The organism is Micromonospora sp. NBC_01392 (assembly GCF_045040125.1).
Taxonomy (GTDB): Bacteria; Actinomycetota; Actinomycetes; order Mycobacteriales; family Micromonosporaceae; genus Micromonospora.
Window position 1 is genome coordinate 879730 of the sequence record NZ_CP109549.1, and the last position, 20662, is coordinate 900391.

Here is a 20662-nt window from a genome sequence, read left to right on the forward strand (position 1 = left end):
GCCCCTGGTTAACGCATTCTGCATAACAAGGGGCCCCGCCTAACGGCTACTCCCGCCAGCCGGTCAACTCGACACCCTTGGCGAGCTCCACCCGGAAGCCCAGCGTGATCTCCCCGCGGTCGCCCGGTGCCAGCGACAACCGCCAGGTCAGCTCGCCCAGCTCGGTACGCTCCGCCGGCTGCGGCGCCACCGCCGTCTCGCGTACCACCACCGTCTCGTCGCGGGAGACCGGCAGTTGGTCGCGTACCTCGACCGTCGCCGGTCGCGGCGTGTGGTTGGCGACGGTGATCCGGTACTCCACCTCCCGCCGCCGGGTCGACCCGAGCGTCGCCTTCGTCTCGGTGCGCCGGTGCAGCTTCCGCTCCACCCGCAGCCGGTCGTCCACCCCGAGCGCCAGTTCGGTCTCCTCGCCCGGCGCCCACGTCGGCAGCCGGGTCGCCGCGACGAAGTCGGCGCCGTGGAACACCGCCGCCGGGCCGGGCAGCAGCGTGTGCGCCGACGTGTTGCGTACCGTCGCCCGCAGGTGGGCCTCGGCGGCGCGGACCGGCACGGTCACGTGGTCCAGCCGGGCCGGCAGCTCCAGCACCGCGATGGTGGCCCGGTGCGCGCTGCCGTCGGCCGGCACCGCCAGTGGCCGGGCCGGCCGGTAGGTGGCCGCGCTGACCCCCTGCTCGACCTCCGCGACGCTCTCCCGCAGGCGCGGCTTGGGCGCCGCGGACCGGGCCGGCCCGCCGCCGGCCAGCGCCGCGCCGGGAGCCGGCGGCGCCGGCATGTCCGCCGACATCGCGCGCGGTATCGCCGGCCGGAACCGGTCGAGATACCAGGGCGAAAGCTCGGGTACGCCGGCAGCCGCCGCCGGCCGGGCGGTGGAGAGCCGCACCTCGCACTCCGGCCAGTCCTCCCCGGTGCTCTGGCTGACCAGCCCGAACCAGGTGACGGTCATGGTGTCGTCGAGCAGCCGCAGATCGTAGGAGGGCGTCCAGCGCGCGCCGTCCACCAGGTAGCTCAGTTCCAGCTCGACCTCGGCGTCGTCGGCTGTCACCGCGACGGTCACCTCGACGGCCAGCCGGTCCGGTGCCCGCTTGTCCTGCGCGGCGGTCAGGTCGCGTTCGACCGCGGCCAGCTCCTCGGCCAGCTCGGTCCGACGCCGGTTCAGGCCGCGACGTCGGGCCCGGGAGTCGGCGAGCTGACCGGCGAGCGAGTCGCTGAAGGCCGCCACGTCGGCCGGCGCGGCGTCGCCGGCGGCCAGCGCCCGGGCGTACGTGCCGCCGGCGCGCTCGGCCAGCCGGGTGAGGAACTGCTCGCGCTGCTCCTCGATGCCGTCCGCGTCCTCGGTCCCGGCCAACTCGTCGGCCAGGTCGCGGCGTCGCTGCTCCAGACCGGCCACCTGCGTGTCGGTGCTGCGGGCCTGCCGCCACGTGGTCACGTCGACGCCGAGCACGGTGGCCGCGCCCCGGCCGCCGACCCGGACCGAGTCGCGTCGCAGGCCGAGCGGGAGTGGCGCGACGCGTACCCGATGGTCGCCGGCGGGCAGCCGGATGCTGCCGCGGCGGGTGACCCGGGCCCGGTCCGGATAGACGGTGACGCCGACGACGGGTGCCTCGATCTCTGCGGTGTCCACGGCGGCGAGGGTAGTTCAGCGGCGCCCGCGCCGCTCGGGCCCGGTTTTCCGGCGGCGCCGGTGAACCGGAGCCGGGATCGCCGCGTCATGGGGTGCGTCGATCGTCCGGCACCGGGCAAGGCGGGCCGGACCCGAGCGGATGAGAGGAACGGTGCGATGGGGAAGAAGGACAAGCAGCACAGCGAGAGCATCAAGATGAGCCGGCTGAAGTACGAGCAGCGTCGGCGGGAGGTGAGCGGGGGCCGGGCACCGTCGGACCCGTCCAGTTCCGACTCGGAGACGTCACGCATCCGCGACACCGCCGCGCAGAACGTCGGCGGGGTCCAGTTCCAGCAGCAGGACGACGGCCAGTCGGCCCGGTGGGGGGCGAGCCAGTCCGGGCCGAGCACGATCACCTACGACCCCACCTACCCCTACTACCCGCAGTCGGGCACGCCCGGGTACACCGCGCAGGCGACGCTCGACCACGAGCTGCACCACGAGGACGCGAACAACGTCTACCAGCACCCGGTCGACCGCGACCTCTACGGGGCCAACTTCCACCTGCCCGGCACCGACGCCGAGGCGCCGGCGCTCCGCGAGTCCTACTCCCGGCAGGCGGACACCATCTCCGCCAACTGGGACGAGGTGCGTTCGGCGTCCACCCGTGACGCGGGCATCCAGAACAATCCCGGCTGGGCGGACTACGTCGACAGGCGGGTGGACTACGTCCACGCGTCGCCGAACCAGCACAACGAGAGCGTGGCCGCCGAGATGATCGGCACGCTGAACAGCGCCGGTCTCCAGGGGCCGGTCAACAACCAGGTCCGGGCGATCTACAACGAGGCGTCCGCCCGGCGCGTGACCGGTGGTGAGGTGGCCCGGATCGGTCCGGTCGATTCGGCCGCCTCCACCCGGACGTCGGCCTTCACCAACACGGAGGCGAAGTCGAAGGGACCGGCGCCGACCAAGTAGCCGCCGCCGAATCGGAAAGGGACCACATGACCGAAGCAGTCGTCCACGTCGACCGCGCGCCGGAGCTGCCCCCGCCGCCCCCGCCCCCGCCGGTGCTCCGGTCGCCGTTCATCGTGCACCTGGACGGCGACGAGTACGACGCCGCGCTGGCCGGGCTGGCCGTCTGGGTGGAGCACCTGCTGCTGCCGATCTACGGGCGGGAGGTCACCTCGCGGGCGCCGTGGTGCCCGCGCTGGTGGGAACACGCCGAGGCGGTCGCCCTCCTGCACGGTCTCTGGTTGGCCTGGCAGGAGCTGACCGGGGTGGGGGGCGGGCTGTCCGGCCCGGCGTCCTGGCACCGCGACCATCTCAACCCGGTGATGTCGTCGTTGCGGGATCCGGCGGGTCCGTTCGCCGGGTGCAAGCCCGGGGTCCACCGCGACAAGGAGAGTCCGGAGGTGGAGGACTACTTCGCCGGGTGAGGCAGTCGGCCGATGGGCGGATCCGCGAACGTCGCGGATCCGCCCATCGACGTGTTTCCCGTCTTGGCAGCGGTGCCACACTCCGCTACCTTCATGGGAACGCTCCCATGAACTTAGATACATCTATGTGATCAGGAGGAAACACGTCGTGGCTATGCTCTCCCCGCTGCGCCGCAGATCCGCGGCCCTCGGCGTGGCGGCCGTGGCGGCCGTCACGGCCGCCGGCGTCAGCCTCACCATCGGCGACGCGTCCGCCGGCACGGTGTCCGGCTCGCTCTACCGCGACCCGAGTTCGGCGGTCGTCCGCTGGGTCGCCGCCAACCCCGGCGACTCGCGGGCCGCCGTCATCCGCGACAAGATCGCGAGTCAGCCGCAGGCCCGCTGGTTCGCCAACTTCAACCCGTCGACCATCCAGTCCGAGGTCTCCGGGTTCATCGGCGCGGCCAACGCCGCGCAGCAGATCCCGGTGCTCTCGGTCTACGAGATCACCAACCGGGACTGCGGCGGGGCCAGCGCGGGCGGCGCGCCCGACCTCAACCAGTACCAGACGTGGGTGTCCAACTTCGCCCGCGGGCTGGGCAACCAGACCGTCCTGATCATCCTGGAGACCGACTCGCTGGCGCTCCAGACGTGCCTGAGCAGCGGCGAGCTCAACGCCCGCAACCAGGCGATCTCGACCGCCACCCGGACCATCAAGTCGGCCAACCCCAACGCCAAGGTGTACCTCGACGGCGGTCACTCCACCTGGAACAGCGCGAACGAGACGGCCAACCGGCTCCGGAACGCCGGCGTGCAGTACGCCGACGGCTTCTTCACCAACGTGTCGAACTTCAACCCCACCTCGAGCGAGGCGAACTTCGGCCGGGGCGTCATCTCCGCCCTCAACGGCATGGGCATCTCCGGCAAGCGCCAGGTCATCGACACCAGCCGCAACGGCGGCGCCAGCGGGGACTGGTGCGGCGACGACAACACCGACCGGCGCATCGGGATGTACCCGACCACCGCCACCAACGACGCCAACATCGACGCGTACCTGTGGGTGAAGCCGCCGGGCGAGGCGGACGGCTGCCGCTACACGGCCGGTTCGTTCCAGCCCGACCTGGCCTTCAGCCTGGCCAACGGCGCCCCGAACCCGCCCACCACCGCGCCGCCGACGACCGCGCCGCCCACCACGGCCCCGCCGACCACCGCGCCGCCCACCACCGCGCCCCCGACCACCGCGCCGCCGACCACGCCGCCGCCGAACGGCAACGGCTGCTCCGCGTCGGTGTCGCTCAACCAGTGGGCCGGCGGCTTCACCGCGAGCGTGACGGTCACCGCCGGCTCGGCGGACCTCAACGGCTGGACCGTGACCATCACGCTGCCCGGCGGCGCCGCGACCACCGGCGTCTGGAGCGCCCAGGCCAGCGGCACCAGCGGCACCATCCGGTTCACCAACGTGAGCTACAACGGGCACGTCGGCGCCGGGCAGTCGACCAACTTCGGCTTCCAGGGCACCGGCACCGGCCCCGGTGCGACGGCCACCTGCGCGGCTGCCTGACCCGCGCGACGCCGGGGCCCGGTGCGGAGGACGACTCTCCGCGCCGGGCCCCGGCGAGTGGCTGACCTCGTTTTATTGACGAGCGCGGATTCCTCGGGGCATCCAGAAGACGGCTCAGGCCGCGATGAATTCGAGCAGGTAGCGGTTGACCAGCTCCGGGTGCGTCCAGGCAATGTTGTGCGGGCCGCCCGGGATGACCTCGAAGCGCAGGTCGGCGATCAGCCCCGGCAGCCGGTTGGCGGTGGCGTCGATGGGCAGGATCCGGTCCGCGTCGCCGTGCAGCAGCAGCGTCGGTACGTCGATCTTCGCCACGTCGTCCCGGAAGTCGGTCAGCCAGGAGTCGACGCAGGCGTACGCCGCGTAGGCCGAGGCGCCGACCGCGGTGATGAAGCTGTTCTGCCACGCCTGCTCGCTGATCCGGGTGCCGCCGAGCACGTCGACGTTGTAGAAGTTGTCCAGGAAGTCCTTGAAGTACGCCGGCCGGTCGGCGACCACCGCCGCCTTGATGTCCTCGAACACCTGCCGATCGACGCCGTCCGGGTTGTCGTCGGTCTTGAGTAGGAACGGCGGGATCGCGCCCATCAGCACCGCCTTGCGGACCCGCCCGGAGCCGTACGCGCCGAGGTAGCGGGTCACCTCGCCGGTGCCCATCGAGAAGCCGACCAGGATGATGTCGCGCAGGTCGAGGTGCTCCAACAGGGCGTTCAGGTCGCCGGCGAACGTGTCGTAGTCGTATCCGACGGCCGGCTGGCTCGACCGGCCGAACCCACGCCGGTCATAGGTGATCACGCGGTGGCCGGCGGCGAGCAGCTCCCGGGTCTGCTTCTCCCAGGACGCCCCGCTGAGCGGGTAGCCGTGGATCAGCACGACGGCCGGGCCGCTGCCGTGGTCCTCGTAGTAGATGTCGATGTCCGCGCTGTTCTCTTCGCCGACCTTGACGTAGGGCATGTGGGTGTCCTTCCGGAGCGGGGGTCGAGGTGTTCGCTGCGGTCCGGCACCCCCGGTGCCGCCGCCCGTCGCACCACCGAGTCAACCGGCCGGGACCCCGGCACACCACGAAGAAGACATGCAGAAGTACGCCCGGGGTGCGCGCCGCCACGCGACCGCGTGGAACACTTGATCCGGTCAGAGCAGCAGGTCAGGGAGGCTCCGGTGACCGACGGTGAGATCGCGTTCGGGCCCCGGCTGCGGGAGCTGCGGCTCGCCGCCGACCTGACGCTGGAACAGCTCGCCGAGCGGTCCGGCGTCAGCGACCGGGCCATCAGCGACATGGAACGCGGCGTCAGTCAGGGGCCGCAGGCCCGTACCGTGCAGGCCGTCGCCGACGCGCTGGGTCTCGGGGCCGACGACCGCTCGGAGTTGGCCGCGGCGGCACGGGCGGGCCGCCGCCGCAGCGCCGGGCCGGTCACCCGGGGCCGGTGTCCGCTCCCGCGGCGGGTGACCGACTTCGCCGGCCGCCGGGACGAACTGGCCGCGATCCGCGCCCGGCTCACCGCGGCCGGTCCCGGTGACCCCGCGCCGGTGGTGCTGCTCAGCGGCGCGCCGGGGATGGGCAAGACGTCGCTTGCCGTGCAGGCCGCGACGGAGCTGGCCGACGCGATGCCGGACGGGCGGTTCTTCGTCGACCTGCGCGGGCTCGACGACCGGCCGTTGACCGCGGCCCAGGTGCTGGAACGGCTGATCCACGCGATCGACCCGTCGGTCGGGGCGGTCCCGCACGACCTGGACGAACTCTCCGCCCTGTGGCGGACGCGGGTCGACGGCCGACGGGTCGTCGTGGTGCTCGACAACGCCGCCGGCGACGGGCAGGTGCGACCCGTGCTCCCCGGCACCGGGCCGGCGGCCGTGCTGGTGACCAGCCGCCGCACCCTGAGCGGGTTGGAGGGCGTCCACCGGATCCCGCTCGGCCCACTGCCCGACGCCGCCGCCGTCACGTTGCTGGCCGGGATCGTCGCCGGCCCGCCGGAACGGGCCGCCGGGCTGGACCGGCTCGCCCGGCTCTGCGCGAACACCCCGCTCGCCCTGCGGATCGCCGGCAACCGCCTGGCCAGCCGCCCGGCGTGGACGGTCGGCGACCTGGCCGACCGGCTCAGCGCCGAGGAGCGCCGGCTGGACGCCCTGACCGCCGGCGACCTCCAGGTCAAGGCGGCGTTCCGACTGTCGTACCAGCAGTTGTCCGGGGTGGGCCGGCGGCTGTTCCGCCGGCTCGCGCTGGTGCCGGGGCCGTCCACCGGGGCCGAGCTGGCGGCCGTGCTCGCCGAGGAGTCCCTCGTCGGCACCGAGGACGCCCTCGACGAGCTGATCGACCTGGGCCTGCTGCAACACGGCACCGACGACCGGTACTCCCTGCACGACCTGCTGCGGCTCTACGCCGACCTGGAACTGCGGCAGGAGGAGTCCGCCGACGACCGGCGTTCCGCCCGTCGCCGGATGGTCGACTGGCTGCTGGACACCACAGTCGTCGCCGGCCGCTGGTACGAACCGGGCTTCGGCGCACCGCCGCCGGACGCCACCCGGCTGGTCGGGTTCGACACCGCCGACGCGGCCCGCGACTGGCTCCAGGCCGAGGCCGAGAACTGGCTGCCCGCCCTGGTCCAGGTCGCTGCGGCCGGGGCGCACCCGCGGGTCGTCGACGTCGCCGAGTCGCTGCACTGGTTCTCCGACCTGTGGCCGCACTGGGGGCACTGGCACGAGGTCTTCGCGCTCTCCGTCGAGGCCGCCGACCGGCTCGACGACGACCACCTGCGTGCCGTCCACCTCGGTTACCTCGCCTGGGCGCACATCGCCTGCCGGGGCGAATTCGACGTCGGTTTCCGACACGCCGAACGCGCCGCCGAGTGCGCCGGTCGGGTCGGCGACGCCCGCCAGCAGGGGTGGGCCCGCTTCTACTGCGCCTGGGCCCGGCTGGAGGCCGGACGCTACGCGGACGCCCTCGAATACGCTCGCGGGTCCGCCGACCGGTTCCGTCAGGCCCGGGACTGGGACGGGCTCCCGCAGGCGCTGCTCAGCATCGGCCAGAGCCTGGGCGGGCTGGAGCGCGACGACGAGGCGGTCGCCGCCTACCAGGAGGTGACCGCGGTCGTCCGCAGCCCGGAGACCGCCCCGTCGGAGCAGGTCGCGCAGATCGCCGACGTGATGGCGGCCCGCATGACGGCCCGGCTCCACCGGCGACACGGCCGGTGGAGCGAGGCGAAGCACCTCATCGACGGCGCCCTGGACCTGGCCGAACGACTCCGGCTCCAGCGGATGGTGGCGTGGGCGTTGGTCGACCGCGCCGACGCGTTCCTCGGCCTCGGTGACCCGGGGGCCGCCACGGCCGACCTGCGCCGGGCGGTGGCGGTGCATCGGGAGATCGGCGACGAGTCGCAGGCCCGGCAGCTCCAGGATCGGCTCGACCGGATGTCGGCACCGGACCCACCGCAGGAGCCGTGACCGGGCTCGACCTCTCCGCCTACCGGTGCTCGACGCGGTAGGTGCCGTCACCGGTCACGGCGCGTTCGCTGAGCGCCTTCCAGGCGGTGCCGTCGAGGTCGAAGGCGTCGAGCAGGTACGCCGAGACCGCGTCCGCGACGAGGGCGACGCGGGCCGGATCCTCGTCGGTGGTCTCGGCGACCTGCTCACCGGCGACGCCGCCCAGGGTGTGCTGGCCTTCGCCGATGGTGAGCAGGCTCTTGGGCGCGGGGCTGAGGTGGTAGGCGTCGGTGAACCAGTCCGGCCCCCGGGTGGACATCGCCGACTGGTCTCTGCCGCCGGCGACGACGAGGGCCGGGGTGGTCATGGTGGAATAGTCCGGCCGCATGAATGGCAGGTGTTCGACGGCGAACGGGGTGAGCGTGTCGCCGGCGCCGGTCGCCGCGATGAGCGCGCCCGTCCTGACCGCGGGGTGGGAGAAGTCCTCGCCGGGCGTGCCGTCGGCGTCGAGGACGCGGGCGCCGAGCAGGGTGCCGGCGGTCTGGCCGCCCCAGGAGTGCCCGACGACGGCGATCCGGTCGTGGTCGACGCTCGCGCGCAGCCCGGCGGCCCGGGCCTGGTCGAGCACTCCGTCGCGGTGGTCGAGGACGGCGTGCAGGTCGGCGATCCGGGCGCGCCAGATGGTGCCGAATCTCGGGTCGTCGAACCCGATGCCGTGCCGGCGGGAGTCGAGGTGGGTGGGTTGGACGACGACGAACCCGGCGCCGGCCCAGCGGTCGACGAGCGGCCCGTACCCGTCCATCGACCAGGCGTTGCCATGGGAGAAGACGATCACGGGAAGGTTGGTGCCGGAGACCGGCGCGGTGACCTTGACCCGGAGTTCGATGTCGCGGCCGGTGGTGGGAACCGGGATGGGCTTGACCGAGGCGATCAGGGTCGTGGGTTGGTCGATGGGCATGGTGGCGCCTGCCTTCTCAAGGGTCTGTCATACTCAAGCGGAACATTGTTCCGCCACCCAACACTAGCGGAACAATGTTCCGCCAACAAGGAGGGGAAGCGGTGACCGAGTCGCTCGGCGCGCGTCAGGCAGGCGTACGGCGCAACCGCGAGGCCCTGCTGGCCGCCGCCGCGGCCGTGTTCGTGGAGCAGGGGGTGCAGGCGCCGATCCGGGACATCGCCGGCCGCGCGGGCGTGGGCCTGGGCACGGTCTACCGGCACTTCCCGAGCCGCGCCGACCTGGTCACCGCCGTCTACCGTCACCAGATCGAGGAATGCGTCGCGCTGGCCGCCACGCTGCGACAGGAACCCATCGCCCCCGGCGAGGCGCTGACTCGCTGGATCGACGCGTTCGTGGAGTTCCTGGTGACCAAACACGGCCTCGGGGTCGCCCTCCAGTCCGAGGACCCGAGCCTGCTCACCCTGCACACGCTGATGCTCGACGAACTCGTCCCGGCATGCGCCTCGCTGATCGCCGCGGGCGTGGCGGCCGGGGAGATCGACCCTGAGGTGACCGCGTACACGCTCATGCGCGCGGTGGGGAACCTGTGCATCCTCGGCCCGGGCTACGAGCGCGCGCACGCCCAGGACATGGTGGCCCGCCTGCTCGTCGGGTGCCGCCGCACTCGCTGACGCCCACCGCCTTTTTCGAAGCGCGGTGCAACTTCCCGGACCGGTGGCTCCGTTCTACCTCCGTCACGAGGAGGCAGTCGACGTGAGAGCCGAAGACGAGCAAGCGTTCCGCGAGTTCGTGACGTCGCAGATGGCGGCGCTGCGCAAGCTGGCGTACATGACCTGCGGGGACTGGCACGCGGCGGAGGACGCCGTGGCCAACGCGCTGGTCAAGCTCTATCCCCGCTGGCGGAAGCTGGACCGGCCCGATCTCTACGTCAAGACCATGGTCTACCGGGCCGCGGTCGACGAGACCCGCCGCCCCTGGCGGCGCGAGCGGTCGGCCGGCGACGCCGTGCCGGACGTCGCGCTGCGGGATCCGGCCGGCGCGACCGACGAGCGGATGCGCCTGCGCGCGGCGCTCGACGCCGTGCCGGCCCGGCAGCGGGCCGCGGTCGTGCTCCGGCACTACCTGGACCTGAGCCTGGAGGACACGGCCGGCGTCCTCGGCTGCACCGTGGGCACGGCCAAGAGTCAGGTCTCCCGTGGCCTGGCGAAGCTGCGCGAGTCACTCGGCGGCGAACGCATCGAACTCACCGGCAAGCCGATGGAGGAGTGGACCAATGCAGTTGCATGACCTGGTGGACGCCGTGACGGGCGACGAGCCGCCGATGCGCCGTACCGCCGACGACATCGTCGCGGCGGGGCGGCGGGCCGAGCGGCGACGCCGGGCCGGGTTCGCGTCGGCCGGCGCGGCCGGTCTCGTCGTGGTCGCGGTCGCCGGCGCGTTCACGCTGCCGACCCTGGGCGCCGAGCGGGACCCTGCCGGCCCGCCGGCCCCGGCCGCCGCGGCGGCGTCCCGGCCGGCCGGGGCCGTCTGGCCCACCGCCGCGCCGTTCACCTTCACCTTCCAGGGGTACGACGCCGGCACGCTGCACGTGCAGGACCCGATCGTCACGTCGACCGCGTACCAGATCGCCTCCGTCTACTCCGACCGCCACACCTCGAACGACAAGCCCATGACGGCGGCGGAGGCCGAGGCGCTGGGCGACGCCGCCGGGGACAGGAAGAAGGCCGCCGGAGGGAAACCGTCCCTGTGGGCGTACCTGACCGTCTACCGCCCGGGCGCCTTCGACCCCGCCGGGATCAGGAACGGCAGGAAGGTCACCGTGGCCGGGCGCCGGGCGGTGCAGGCGACGCTGCCGGTCGGCCTGGACCCGAAGAATCCGATCGACGCGGGCAACAAGCTGTTCGCCTGGGAGTACGCCGCCAACGCATGGGCGGCTGTCACGTCGATCTCCAGTGACCGGGCCACGCCGAGCTTCGCGGATCTGGGCGGCCTGGTCGACGGGCTGAAGCCCCGCCGGCCGACGCCGGCCCTGGTGCCGTTCAGGGTGGGCTACCTGCCGGCCGGCTACCTGCCGTTGCAGACCGGCACGCATGCCATGCCCGGCCTCAGCGGCATCGCCACCGCCCGCGCCGGTGACTACGGCGGCGCGACGTACATCCGGCCGGCCGCGCCCACCTCGGGGCTGACCGCGCCGTACGACGCGGTCGAGGGCGGCATCTCCGACGGCTTCCACATCTTCGTCCTGCCGAGCACCAGCGCGAACCAGTCGCCGGAGCTCGGCACGACGAGGTGTCACCAGGTGCCCAAACGGCGGGCGCGGGAAGCGGGCCTCGGGGTCGGCGACTTCTGCAACGTCTGGAGCGCCGACGGCACCGTCGTCCTCCAGGTCAGTGCCACCGGCCTCGGCGACACGTTGCCCTGGACCGAGCTGGAGAAGATCGCCAAGGGGATCACGGTCGCCGACGTCGGGGACGAGTCGACCTGGACCCCCGCCGCGACCGCGCTGCGGCCGTGACGGTCGACGCCGAGCCCTTCGGAGCGGCTCCCGCCCTCCGGCGAAGAACGTCGGGGGCGGGAGCCAGAAAACTTATGCTGACGAGACTAGACATCCTCCCGGGCGTGGCATACTCTTTCTCAGGTCGAGAGAGAAGATCCGTCAAGACGTGGACGGGCCGTCCGGCCGTGAGGTCATGACGGACGGCGAAGTGCAGGTGGAGCCAGGGCTCTTTTCGGGGCTGCACCTGATGCTCGCCGCACGTGTCGGGGCCATGAAGTCGCGTGGGCTCCGACACCGGCGGGCCGTACGACAGCACGTGTCGGAAGTAAGCAGAGGAAAGGGAGGGCCGTACACCGTTGGATCGCCCGCCCGCGGCCGTTACGTCAGGCCGGGCGGACACCGCAGTTTCCATCGAACGAGAGGTGGTCTCCGGTCACGCATACGCGATCCTCGCGTCCGAAGCCGTCCAGCACGGCTGGCGCGGACATGACAAGCCGACGTTCCTGTCGGCAGTAGGTGTTCTGACCCGTAACCCTGGGCCCCGGCGCACAAGCGCCGGGGCCCTCGACGTGGAGGTGGCATGGGGCAGCAGCCCGACGACATGTTCGGCGATGAAAACTACCCGGCCTACACCATCGGCCAGGCCGCGGAGATGCTCGGCGCCACGCAGGACTTCCTGCGCCGCCTGGACGAGGCAAAACTGATCAACCCGCACCGCTCCGGCGGTGGGCACCGCCGCTACTCCCGCTACCAGCTGCGGCTGGCCGCCCGGGCCCGCGAGATGGTCGACCAGGGCACCGCCCTGGAGGCCGCCTGCCGGATCATCATCCTGGAGGACCAGCTCGAGGAAGCCCTTCGGCAGAACGGGGAGCGGTGACGGGACCGGCCGGCGGGCGTGAGCGCGGTCGGGAGACCCGCAACGAGATCGAGGCGCAGAGCCGAGGGCTGGGGGAACTGAGTTGTGGCGCCGCGCGCTCCGGATCGCCCTGGCCGGCCTGCGCCACACGAACCTGACCGGTGACCCGCCCGACGAGACGGTCATCGACCAGCTCCACCACGACAAGCCGACATGGCTGTCCCACCCGTGACGGCTCTGCCTGACGACCTGATCGCGGTCCTCGCACCGTCGCCGGTGCTGGGCGCTGCGCGGCAGCGTCGTGGCCGTCACCGTCGAGGGCGCCCGCGAACACATCGACGAGCTGTCCCGGAAGTGCCTCGACCGTCCGTACCCGGCTTCGGCGGCCGGGAGCAACGCGTGCTTCTCCGCATCCGGCTCGACCGGCTGCACACGCCCTGATCAGGGCGGGACGGTGGCTACGGGCTGATCGCCGCGCTCGTCCATGTCCCGCGGTCTCCGTCGTGCTCGCTGCGGCAGGGCGAGATGGCCTGTGGGAAAGGAGTGTGCGCCGCCGGCTCCTGCCGGCGGCGCACATCGCAACGGGTGAAGGAGTCGTGCGTCAGATGTTCGTCAGGTAGGCCACCCACTTGACCCAGAGGGGAGTCCACATGGCTGCGTCACCCCACCCCGTCGCGGGGGCGCCGACCATCGTCAGCGCCGATTGGACGAGTGATTCCAGGGAGTGCGCGGGTAGTGAGTGGAGCAGGTCGACGGTGACCTGGATGCCCCAGATGAGGATCATGCGGCCGAACGTAGCGGAGGTCGATCATGGCGGCGAGAAAATTTCGCATCCTGGGATGTGTCCGTCATGTGGCCTTCGGCAGTGACTCTCACTACTTAGACGCTCATAAATGACATGTAAGCATCGCAGCGATTCTAGCGATTCGTGTCGACTGCGGAAACCCGCTGCCGGTTGCCCGTTGGCGTTAGGCTCGCCGGTAACAACGGTGCGAATTGTCTAGGTGACTGTGAGTGGTGGCTCGGGGGAGGCCGTACATGGAGGATCAGATCGTCCTGGCCGTCGCGACCGCACTGGCGACCAAGGGCGCGGAGGCGCTCGGTGTCGGTGCGCGAAGTGCGATCGGTTCGTTGTTGAGTCTGGTCCGTGGCCGATTCGGAGCGGGGACGCGAGAGTCGGCCGTACTCGACGCCGCGATGGCACACCCACAGGAGCGTTGGCGGCATGCGGCGCTCGCCTCGGCTCTGGCAGACGTGATGGCACGGGACCCGAGCTTCACCGCTGCCCTCGACGACGAATGGCGCAGGCTGGCGCGAGCGGGTGTCGTCGCGGTTCAGGGTCAGGTGGTGAACCACTTCAGCGGCACGGCCGGAACGGTCGTGCAGGCGCGCGACGTGCAGGGCGACATCAACTTCTAGGCCCGGACGGTCGGAGGTGCGGCGGGCGGGTGGGGGCGCGGCGATTGGGAACGGATTCCTGCGACACCGAACGGGCAGTGCCGTCCGGTACGTCGAACGAGCAGTCCGGGAACGTGTCCGGATCGAGTGTCCAGGCCGGGGTCATCCACGGCGGTGTGTACTTCGGTGGTGCTCACGTCGAGCGTCCACCGATTCCCCGGCAGCTGCCGGCGCCGTCGCCGAACTTCATCAACAGAACTAACGAACTCTCCGCCTTGGACGGTCACCTCGCCGAGCGGGGTAACCTCGTCGCCGTTCTGTTCGGGCCGGGTGGCGTGGGGAAGTCCGCCCTCGCGAGGCAGTGGGCGCACGGCAGGCTGGACCGCTTCGTGGACGGGCAGCTCTATGCCGACCTGCGGGGGTTCAGCGACACCGAACCCCTGGACCCGGGCGTGGTGCTGTCCGCCTTCCTCCGGGCCCTGGGGGTGGCGCCGGACCGGATTCCCCCGCACCTGGCCGAACAGGTGACCCTCTACCGCACGGTGACCGCGAACAGTTCCCTGTTGGTGATCCTCGACGACGCCTACTCGGCAGCCCAGGTCAGGACACTACTGCCGGCGTCGACATCGGCGGCGGTCGTGGTGACCAGCCGCCGACGACTGACCGGGTTGCTGCCCGACGGTGCCTGCCTGGTCGAGGTCGGCCCGTTGCCGGCTCCCGAGGCGGTGGAGTTGTTGGGGCGGGCCGTCGGCCGGGAGCGGATTCTCCGCGAGGCCGCGCCGGCTGAGGAGCTGGCAGGGATCTGCGGTGGTCTGCCCATCGCGCTCGTCGTGGCGGCGGCGCGGCTGGCGTCCCGTCCCAAGTTGACGGTTCGTCGGATGGTCGACGATCTGGCCGACGAGGCGCAGCGGCTGACCCGACTTTCGGTGGTGGAAGGTTTGTCGATCAGGACGACTTTTCAGTTCTCGTACCAGGCCCTGACGGCCGAGGCGTCGGTGTTGTACCGGAGGCTGGCTCTGCACCCGGGGGCGGAGTTCGGGATGGATCTGATCTCGGTCGTGGCCGGAGCGGGTGGGGTCGACGGGGCGCGGGTGGGCACCGTGGTGGGGGAGTTGCTGGACGCGAACCTGGTGGAGGAGGTGACCGAGGATCGGTTCCGCTACCACGACCTGCTCCGGCTGTACGCGCGTGAGATGTCGGAGCAGGATGACCCGCCCGACGACCGACTGGCGGCTGTGCGCTTGATGCTGGAGTTCTACCTCGCCGCCGCCCGCCGGGCGGACCGCGTGGTGACCCCCTACCGGCGCCGGCTGCCGTACGTCTACCAACAGGCATTGGACGGGCCACCCGAGTTCTCCGACCGGGCCGCTGCCCTCGGGTGGTTGGACCGGGAGCGGAGCAATCTGCTGGAGGCCGGCCGGGTCGCCTTCGATCTGGGCCTCCATGAGCTGACCTGGCAGCTCAGTGACGTAGCCTGGCCGCTTCTTCTCTATTTCAAGGGCTACCAGGAGCGGCTGGAGATCGACGAGCGCGGTGTGCGGGCCGCCCAGGCATGGGGAAACATGTGGGCCGAGGCGGTCATGCTCAAACGGCTGGGTCGGGCGTGCAGCCGGGTCGGCGCCCACGAGGCGGCTGAGCGGCACGGTCGGGCGGCGGTCGACCGGTACCGACAAGTGGGTGACATCCAGGGCGTCATCGACGCCGAGGAGGGGTTGGCCACCCTCTATGCCGATACCGGCCGGGAGGACCAGGCGGCGGAGGCGTACGCCCGGGTCCTCGCCGGCCGGCGGACCCTGCCGAACGCCCGGAGTGTCGGCCTCTCCTGTCTCAACCTGGGCATGCTTCGGACCCGGACGGGCCGACCGGCCGACGCGCTACCGCTGTTGGTGGAGGCCGGGCAGATCTTCGCCGAGCTGTCCGAGGTCGACCCCTACAACGCTGCTCGGGTGCTGATCGGCCTTGCCGACGCGTACCTCGGCACCGGCGACCTGGCCGCTGCCGAGGAGTCCGCCATCGAGGCGGTACGCCGGATGGCCGAACTCGGCACCGACAGCGAACGTGCAGAGGCCGTGTTCCTGCTCGGCCGAATCGCCCGGCGGCGGGGCGACGACGAGGCCGCACGACAGCACTATCGGGAGGCCGCCGCCATCTTCGCCGCACTCGCCGCGCCCCGGTTGCCCGACGTGCTCCGCCGGCTCGACGAGTTGGACGGCGGCGTGGCCGAGCGACAGCACGTCCCCGCTGGTGCGCCGGAGGTACAAGGTTCCGGTGGCCCACCGGCTGTGGAGCAGTCGAGCCACCACAGTGAGCAGCCCGATCGTCAGTCCGCCGGGAGCGGCCAACCGGCCGAGGCGACGCGGCTGGTCGCCGCGTACCCCGACGGCGACATCCCCCGCCCGGGTCCCGACGACGGCGAGGGCCAGCCCGGGATACGCCACCAGCAGGCTCTCGCCGACCGTGGCCGGCTCGCCGTTGTCGACGACGGTCACGACGATGTCGGCCAGCCGGGCTGAGCGGGGCGCCCGTCCGCGGGCCGGGAGTGCCACGACGACGGGCTCAGCCGGCGAGGTCATGCTGGACCTTCCAACGACCGGGGTGAGCCACCGGCACCGGGCTCGGCTGTCGGTGCCAGCCGGGCTCGGTCAGCCGAAGCAGGCGGTACATCGTGCGCCGCAGCAACACGCCGGCCTCGCCGGGACGGCTGGTCAGCGCGGCCATCACCGCCTGCCGGTCGATGCCCGTGTCCAGCGAGAGCTGGGGTGGAAGCGGTCGGCGCGGGTCCAGGCGGTTGGCGCTCTCGGCCAGCAGGTGCTGAGCTGTGCCGGTGGCGGGCATCGACCGCAGCGCGGGCAGCAGCAGCGTCGGGCGTCCGATGGCGGCGGCGTACGCGGTGACGGAGCCGTGGTCACCGATGACATGATCAGCGGCGACCACCGGGCCGCGCCAGTCCTCGGTCGGGTCGGGTAGCAACAGCCCGACATCGAGGCAGTCCCGGAGCCAGGCTCGCACCTGGCGGTGTCCGTGTGCGTCCCAGACCGCGGGGTGCAACAGCGCGGCGATCCGGTACCGCCCCGGAGGGAGCTGCGTCATCAGACGCGGAAGCAGGTCGGGCCAACGGCCGAAGACGCCGTCCGGCCCCCAGGTGGAGGAGACCACCACGAGTTCCTGCCGCTCGTCGAGCCCCAGGGCCCGCCGGTAGTCCTGCCGCCGGGAGAGGCTGGCGACGAGCCGGTCAGCGCAGGGGTCACCGATGACCACGGCGGCCTCGACCGCTTCCGGACACTGCCGACGCAGCACCTCCAGCTCGTGGTCGTGGGCGAGGGCGAGGGCGGTGGGAAGGACCCGCCCGCCATGGGTCAGGCGCGGCGCGTCGAGGCCGTACACCGGCGGATCCGCGAGCACCGGGCCGCCGTACGGCCCGGGTCGCACCCGCTTACCGCGCCCTGCGCCGTGGGCCATCAGGAACAGGGGTGCGTGCAGTTGGTGAAGTCCGCCGTGGGCGGCGGCGAGACCGAGATCGAACTGTTCCCGGACGGCCTGGTGCCAGGGGAGGACAAGCGCGCCGAGCCGGTTGAGGAACGGCCTCACCTGAAGGTTGAAGACGTCTGGCGCCACGGTGAAGACCAACTGCACCCTCGGGTCGCTCTCGACGTGCTCGATCACGTCCAGGAGCCGTCGGCAGCTCGCGATGGTGTGTGCCACGACGAGCACCGTCCGGCAGCCCGACCGGCTCGCCCAGCGGTCAGCGTCGATACCGATGGGGGTGGATGACCATTCCAGCGACGTCATTGGGGTCCCTCCTGCATTGAATGACTGGGGGGATTCAGCATCGAGGGGCCAGTTGCGGATCAGCTTGCCGGTCGCCTTGCAGTGGGCTTGCAATGGGCGGGGAAGTGGAATGTCTGATTTCTGATTCTGTGGAGAAAGGTTTGAAGCATCCCGCGGCTGGAAGAAGAATGAAATAGGTGAATGTCGATCAAGAATAGGCGGGGGCAGGGCTGATGGAGTTCGCGATTCTGGGTCCCACGAAGCTCACCGTCGAGGGGTGGTCGATCCCGCTGGGTGCGGCAAAGCAGCGCGGCCTGCTCGCCGTCCTTCTCTATCACGCCGACAATCCGGTACGGGTCGAAACGATCATGGAGTTTCTGTGGCCGGACTCGGCCGTGGATGCTCGTCGTCCGCTGCTCTACACGTTGGCCAGTCGTCTACGTGCCGCCTTGCGGGCAGTTGACCTGCAGGACGCCCTCGTGCGGGTGCCTGGTGCCGACGCCTACCGGCTGACCATCGAGCCTGATCTGGTCGACTACCACCGCTTCCTGCGGCTGACCGCCGAGGCGCGGCAGGCGGCCGGCCGGGATCAGCATGACCGATGCGTCGCCATGCTCACCCGAGCCGGCGAGCTGTGGCGGGGCGATCCGCTCGCGGACCTGCGCGGTGCACGGTGCGAACACCTCCGGCGGGATATGCGAGAAAAGCAATTCGGCGCAGCGAAAATGCTGGCGGAAAGCGAGTTGGTCACCGGCCAACACGACCGGGTGCTGGCCCGGCTGGAGCCGTTGCTGATCGAGAACCCGCTCGACGAGGGATTGGCGAGGTTGTGGATCACCGCGCTCCAGGCGGCCGGTCGCACCTACGACGCACGGGACTTCCTGGCCGCCTACCGCCGACGCTACCGCCGTGCGATGCGTACCGAACCGGTGCTGGACATCGCGGATCTTCTGCCCCCCGCGTCCGTGACGAGCCGCCTTGCCGCCGTGGACGCGGCGGCGTCGGTGCCCCGGCAGCTACCGAACGACGTCCCCGACTACACCGGGCAGACCGGGCTGCTGGACGAGTTGGACGCCCTCGCCGCCGGCGAGGGCGGCTCGAAGGTGGTGGTGCTGACCGGGATGCCCGGAGTGGGCAAGACCACCCTCGCCGTTCACTGGGGACATCGCCGTCAGGGGTGGTACCCCGACGGGCAGCTCTACCTCAACGGGGAGGCGCACGGCCCGATGCCGCCCGTAGGCGCGCAGGAAGCGCTGCACGGCTTCCTCGTCGCCCTCGGTGTCCCGGCGGATCGGGTGCCCGCCGACGCCCGTCGACGCGCCGAGCTGTACCACCGCCTCATGGACGGACGGAGGATGCTCGTCGTGCTGGACAACGTCGTCGACTCCGAACAGGCGCAGCAGCTCCTACCCCGCTCCGACACCAGCCTCACCGTGGTGATCAGTCGTAACCGGCTGCGCGGGTTGAGTGTCCGGCACGGCATCCCCAGCCTCACCGTCGCGCCACTGTCGCACCTCGAACGACATCACATGCTCGGCCGGATCATCGGACCGGAACGCACCGCCGTGGAGCCTGCGGCACTGGAGACGCTGGCCTGGCTGTCGGGCGGGCTGCCGCTCGCGCTACGGGTCATCGGCGAGCACGTGGTCTCCCGGACCCAGGCCCGTCTGGGTGACCTGGCCGACGAACTCACCGGTCGACTGCTCGACATCGAGGGCGACGACACCGACGAGATGACCCTGCGAACCGTTTTCGCCTGGTCGGTCAACTCGCTCGCCCCGATGCCCATCCGGCTCTTCCTGGGGCTCGGTCTCTTTCCGGGCGGCACCATCGGGGCCGAGGCCGCTGCGGCGATGCTGGCGGTGGACGTCGCCGAGGCCGAACGGGCCCTCGACCGACTCGCCCGCGCCCACCTGGTCAACCACGACACCGTCCGGCGGTATCGGATGCACGACCTGCTGCGCCGGTACGCGGCCGACCGAGCCCGGGCGGAGGAACCTGCCGAGCAGCGACGAGCGGCACTGCACCGGCTGCTGGACTGGTACCTGCTCACCGCCGTCAACGCCGTCACCGTCCTGGAGCCGACCCGCGCACCCGTCCCCGACCTGCCCGCACCGGGGGCGGTGACACCGATGACCTTCACCTCGGACGGTGCCGCCCTGCGTTGGTGCGAGACGGAACGGACCAACGTGCTCGCCCTGGTCCGCTGCGCGGTGGCCGGAGGTTTCCATCGGCACGCCTGGCAGACCGTCGACACGGTCCACGAAGTCTTCGACCGCTCCGGCAGCCAGGAGGACATGCGGGAGATGTTGCGTATCGCCCTCGACGCCGCGACTGCCGACGGTCACCACCCGGGCCGGGTGGGCACCCTCGTCAACCTTGGCGCCACCTACTTCACCACCCACGACTACGACCGGGCCGGCAGCTTGTTCACCGAGGCTCTGCGACTCGCCGAGGAGAACGGCGTCACCGAGCTGCAGTCGGTCTGCCGACACAACCTCGCCTCCGTGCACCTGCGGACCGGGGCGATCACCACCGCCATCGAGACCTTCCAGGAAGTCCTGAACGACTGTCGCGTGGCCGAGAACGCGACCGGTGAGGCGTACACGCTCTACCACCTTGGTGACGCCTACCGTCAACTCGGACGGTATGACCAGGCCCGCCTCCTCTACCAGCGGGCCCTCGTCGTCTGGGACCGGATCGGTTCGCTGCGGGGCCGGAGCCTCAACCACGTCCGGCTTGCCGAGCTCAGCCTCGACACGGGCCAGCCTGGTGCCGCACTCGACCTCAGCCGCGTCGCCCTCGATCTGCACGAGCGGGTCACCGACGACACGATCCGTTGCGATGCCCTCACCATCTCGGCCGAGGCCCAACTCCGCCTGGGGCGGCACCGTGACGCGCTGGCCGACGCCACCCTCGCCCGGGTGGTCGGCGACGAGCTGGCCGACCCGCTGCGCCAGGCGCGCGCTCTCGCCGTGCTGGCGGAGGCCCTCGGCGCGGTCGGTGACCACGACAACGCTCTCAGCCGGGGCCGGGAAGCCCTCGACCTGCTCGACGACACCGATGACCCACAGCGGCAGGCCATTCGGGAGCGGATCGTCGCGCGCCACGTCTGCCAGGGGTGAATCGCCGGAGATCGATGGAGGTGCGAGCCTGCGCTCGACGCCCAACACGACGGACGCAGCTGCCTGACGACAG

General features: G+C 71.6%; 17 protein-coding genes. 12 read left to right on the plus strand and 5 right to left on the minus strand.

What is annotated here, in order from left to right:
- Nucleotides 1-46: 46 nt before the first annotated feature.
- Entirely contained in the window at nt 47-1621 is a 1575-nt protein-coding gene (locus OG767_RS04215; RefSeq protein WP_405092239.1) for a mucoidy inhibitor MuiA family protein, read from the minus strand.
- Nucleotides 1622-1777: 156 nt separating this feature from the next.
- Between OG767_RS04215 and OG767_RS04220 the strand changes: the two genes are divergently transcribed.
- From OG767_RS04220 to OG767_RS04230, 3 genes are all read left to right on the plus strand, one after another.
- Nucleotides 1778-2575, plus strand: a complete 798-nt coding sequence (locus OG767_RS04220; protein WP_405092240.1) for a hypothetical protein — start codon at nt 1778-1780, stop codon at nt 2573-2575.
- A gap of 26 nt (nt 2576-2601) precedes the next feature.
- Entirely contained in the window at nt 2602-3036 is a 435-nt protein-coding gene (locus OG767_RS04225; protein WP_405092241.1) for a DUF4913 domain-containing protein, read from the plus strand.
- A 154-nt stretch (nt 3037-3190) separates the two neighbouring features.
- Nucleotides 3191-4576 (plus strand): glycoside hydrolase family 6 protein, encoded by a 1386-nt coding sequence (locus OG767_RS04230; protein ID WP_405094132.1) that lies wholly within the window; start codon nt 3191-3193, stop codon nt 4574-4576.
- A gap of 114 nt (nt 4577-4690) precedes the next feature.
- Here the strand turns inward: OG767_RS04230 and OG767_RS04235 are convergent, their stop codons facing one another.
- Nucleotides 4691-5524 carry an alpha/beta fold hydrolase gene (locus OG767_RS04235; RefSeq protein WP_405092243.1) on the minus strand — a complete coding sequence of 278 codons (834 nt, stop codon included), beginning with the start codon at nt 5522-5524 and terminating at the stop codon, nt 4691-4693.
- Nucleotides 5525-5728: 204 nt separating this feature from the next.
- Between OG767_RS04235 and OG767_RS04240 the strand changes: the two genes are divergently transcribed.
- Nucleotides 5729-8008 carry an ATP-binding protein gene (locus tag OG767_RS04240; RefSeq protein ID WP_405092244.1) on the plus strand — a complete coding sequence of 760 codons (2280 nt, stop codon included), beginning with the start codon at nt 5729-5731 and terminating at the stop codon, nt 8006-8008.
- Between the two features lie 19 nt (nt 8009-8027).
- On the opposite strand, the gene OG767_RS04245 is transcribed toward OG767_RS04240, so the two are convergent.
- Nucleotides 8028-8945, minus strand: coding sequence for an alpha/beta hydrolase family protein (locus OG767_RS04245; RefSeq protein WP_405092245.1), 918 nt, complete (start codon nt 8943-8945; stop codon nt 8028-8030).
- A 101-nt stretch (nt 8946-9046) separates the two neighbouring features.
- Between OG767_RS04245 and OG767_RS04250 the strand changes: the two genes are divergently transcribed.
- From OG767_RS04250 to OG767_RS04270, 5 genes are all read left to right on the plus strand, one after another.
- Entirely contained in the window at nt 9047-9616 is a 570-nt protein-coding gene (locus OG767_RS04250; RefSeq protein WP_405092246.1) for a TetR/AcrR family transcriptional regulator, read from the plus strand.
- 82 nt (nt 9617-9698) lie between these two features.
- The gene (locus OG767_RS04255; RefSeq protein ID WP_281943254.1) at nt 9699-10232 is read left to right on the plus strand and encodes a SigE family RNA polymerase sigma factor; all 534 of its coding nucleotides are present in this window, start codon (nt 9699-9701) and stop codon (nt 10230-10232) included.
- Entirely contained in the window at nt 10219-11460 is a 1242-nt protein-coding gene (locus OG767_RS04260) for a hypothetical protein (protein WP_405092247.1), read from the plus strand. The genes OG767_RS04255 and OG767_RS04260 overlap by 14 nt, the downstream gene beginning before the upstream one ends.
- A 562-nt stretch (nt 11461-12022) precedes the next feature.
- Nucleotides 12023-12319, plus strand: coding sequence for a helix-turn-helix domain-containing protein (locus OG767_RS04265; RefSeq protein ID WP_405092248.1), 297 nt, complete (start codon nt 12023-12025; stop codon nt 12317-12319).
- A gap of 82 nt (nt 12320-12401) precedes the next feature.
- Nucleotides 12402-12530 (plus strand): hypothetical protein, encoded by a 129-nt coding sequence (locus OG767_RS04270; protein WP_405092249.1) that lies wholly within the window; start codon nt 12402-12404, stop codon nt 12528-12530.
- A 369-nt stretch (nt 12531-12899) separates the two neighbouring features.
- Here the strand turns inward: OG767_RS04270 and OG767_RS04275 are convergent, their stop codons facing one another.
- On the minus strand, nt 12900-13082 hold the full coding sequence (locus tag OG767_RS04275; protein WP_405092250.1) for a hypothetical protein: 183 nt from the start codon (nt 13080-13082) through the stop codon (nt 12900-12902).
- A 254-nt stretch (nt 13083-13336) separates the two neighbouring features.
- Between OG767_RS04275 and OG767_RS04280 the strand changes: the two genes are divergently transcribed.
- Together OG767_RS04280 and OG767_RS04285 are read left to right on the plus strand one after the other, a co-directional pair.
- Entirely contained in the window at nt 13337-13717 is a 381-nt protein-coding gene (locus tag OG767_RS04280; RefSeq protein ID WP_405092251.1) for a hypothetical protein, read from the plus strand.
- Between the two features lie 77 nt (nt 13718-13794).
- Nucleotides 13795-16209, plus strand: a complete 2415-nt coding sequence (locus tag OG767_RS04285; RefSeq protein WP_405092252.1) for an ATP-binding protein — start codon at nt 13795-13797, stop codon at nt 16207-16209.
- A 43-nt stretch (nt 16210-16252) separates the two neighbouring features.
- Here the strand turns inward: OG767_RS04285 and OG767_RS04290 are convergent, their stop codons facing one another.
- On the minus strand, nt 16253-17398 hold the full coding sequence (locus OG767_RS04290) for a hypothetical protein (protein WP_405092253.1): 1146 nt from the start codon (nt 17396-17398) through the stop codon (nt 16253-16255).
- Between the two features lie 434 nt (nt 17399-17832).
- Here OG767_RS04290 and OG767_RS04295 point away from each other — a divergent pair, with 434 nt between their 5' ends.
- Nucleotides 17833-20589: a tetratricopeptide repeat protein gene (locus tag OG767_RS04295; protein ID WP_405094133.1), complete on the plus strand. Its 2757-nt coding sequence runs from the start codon at nt 17833-17835 to the stop codon at nt 20587-20589.
- Nucleotides 20590-20662 lie beyond the last annotated feature (73 nt).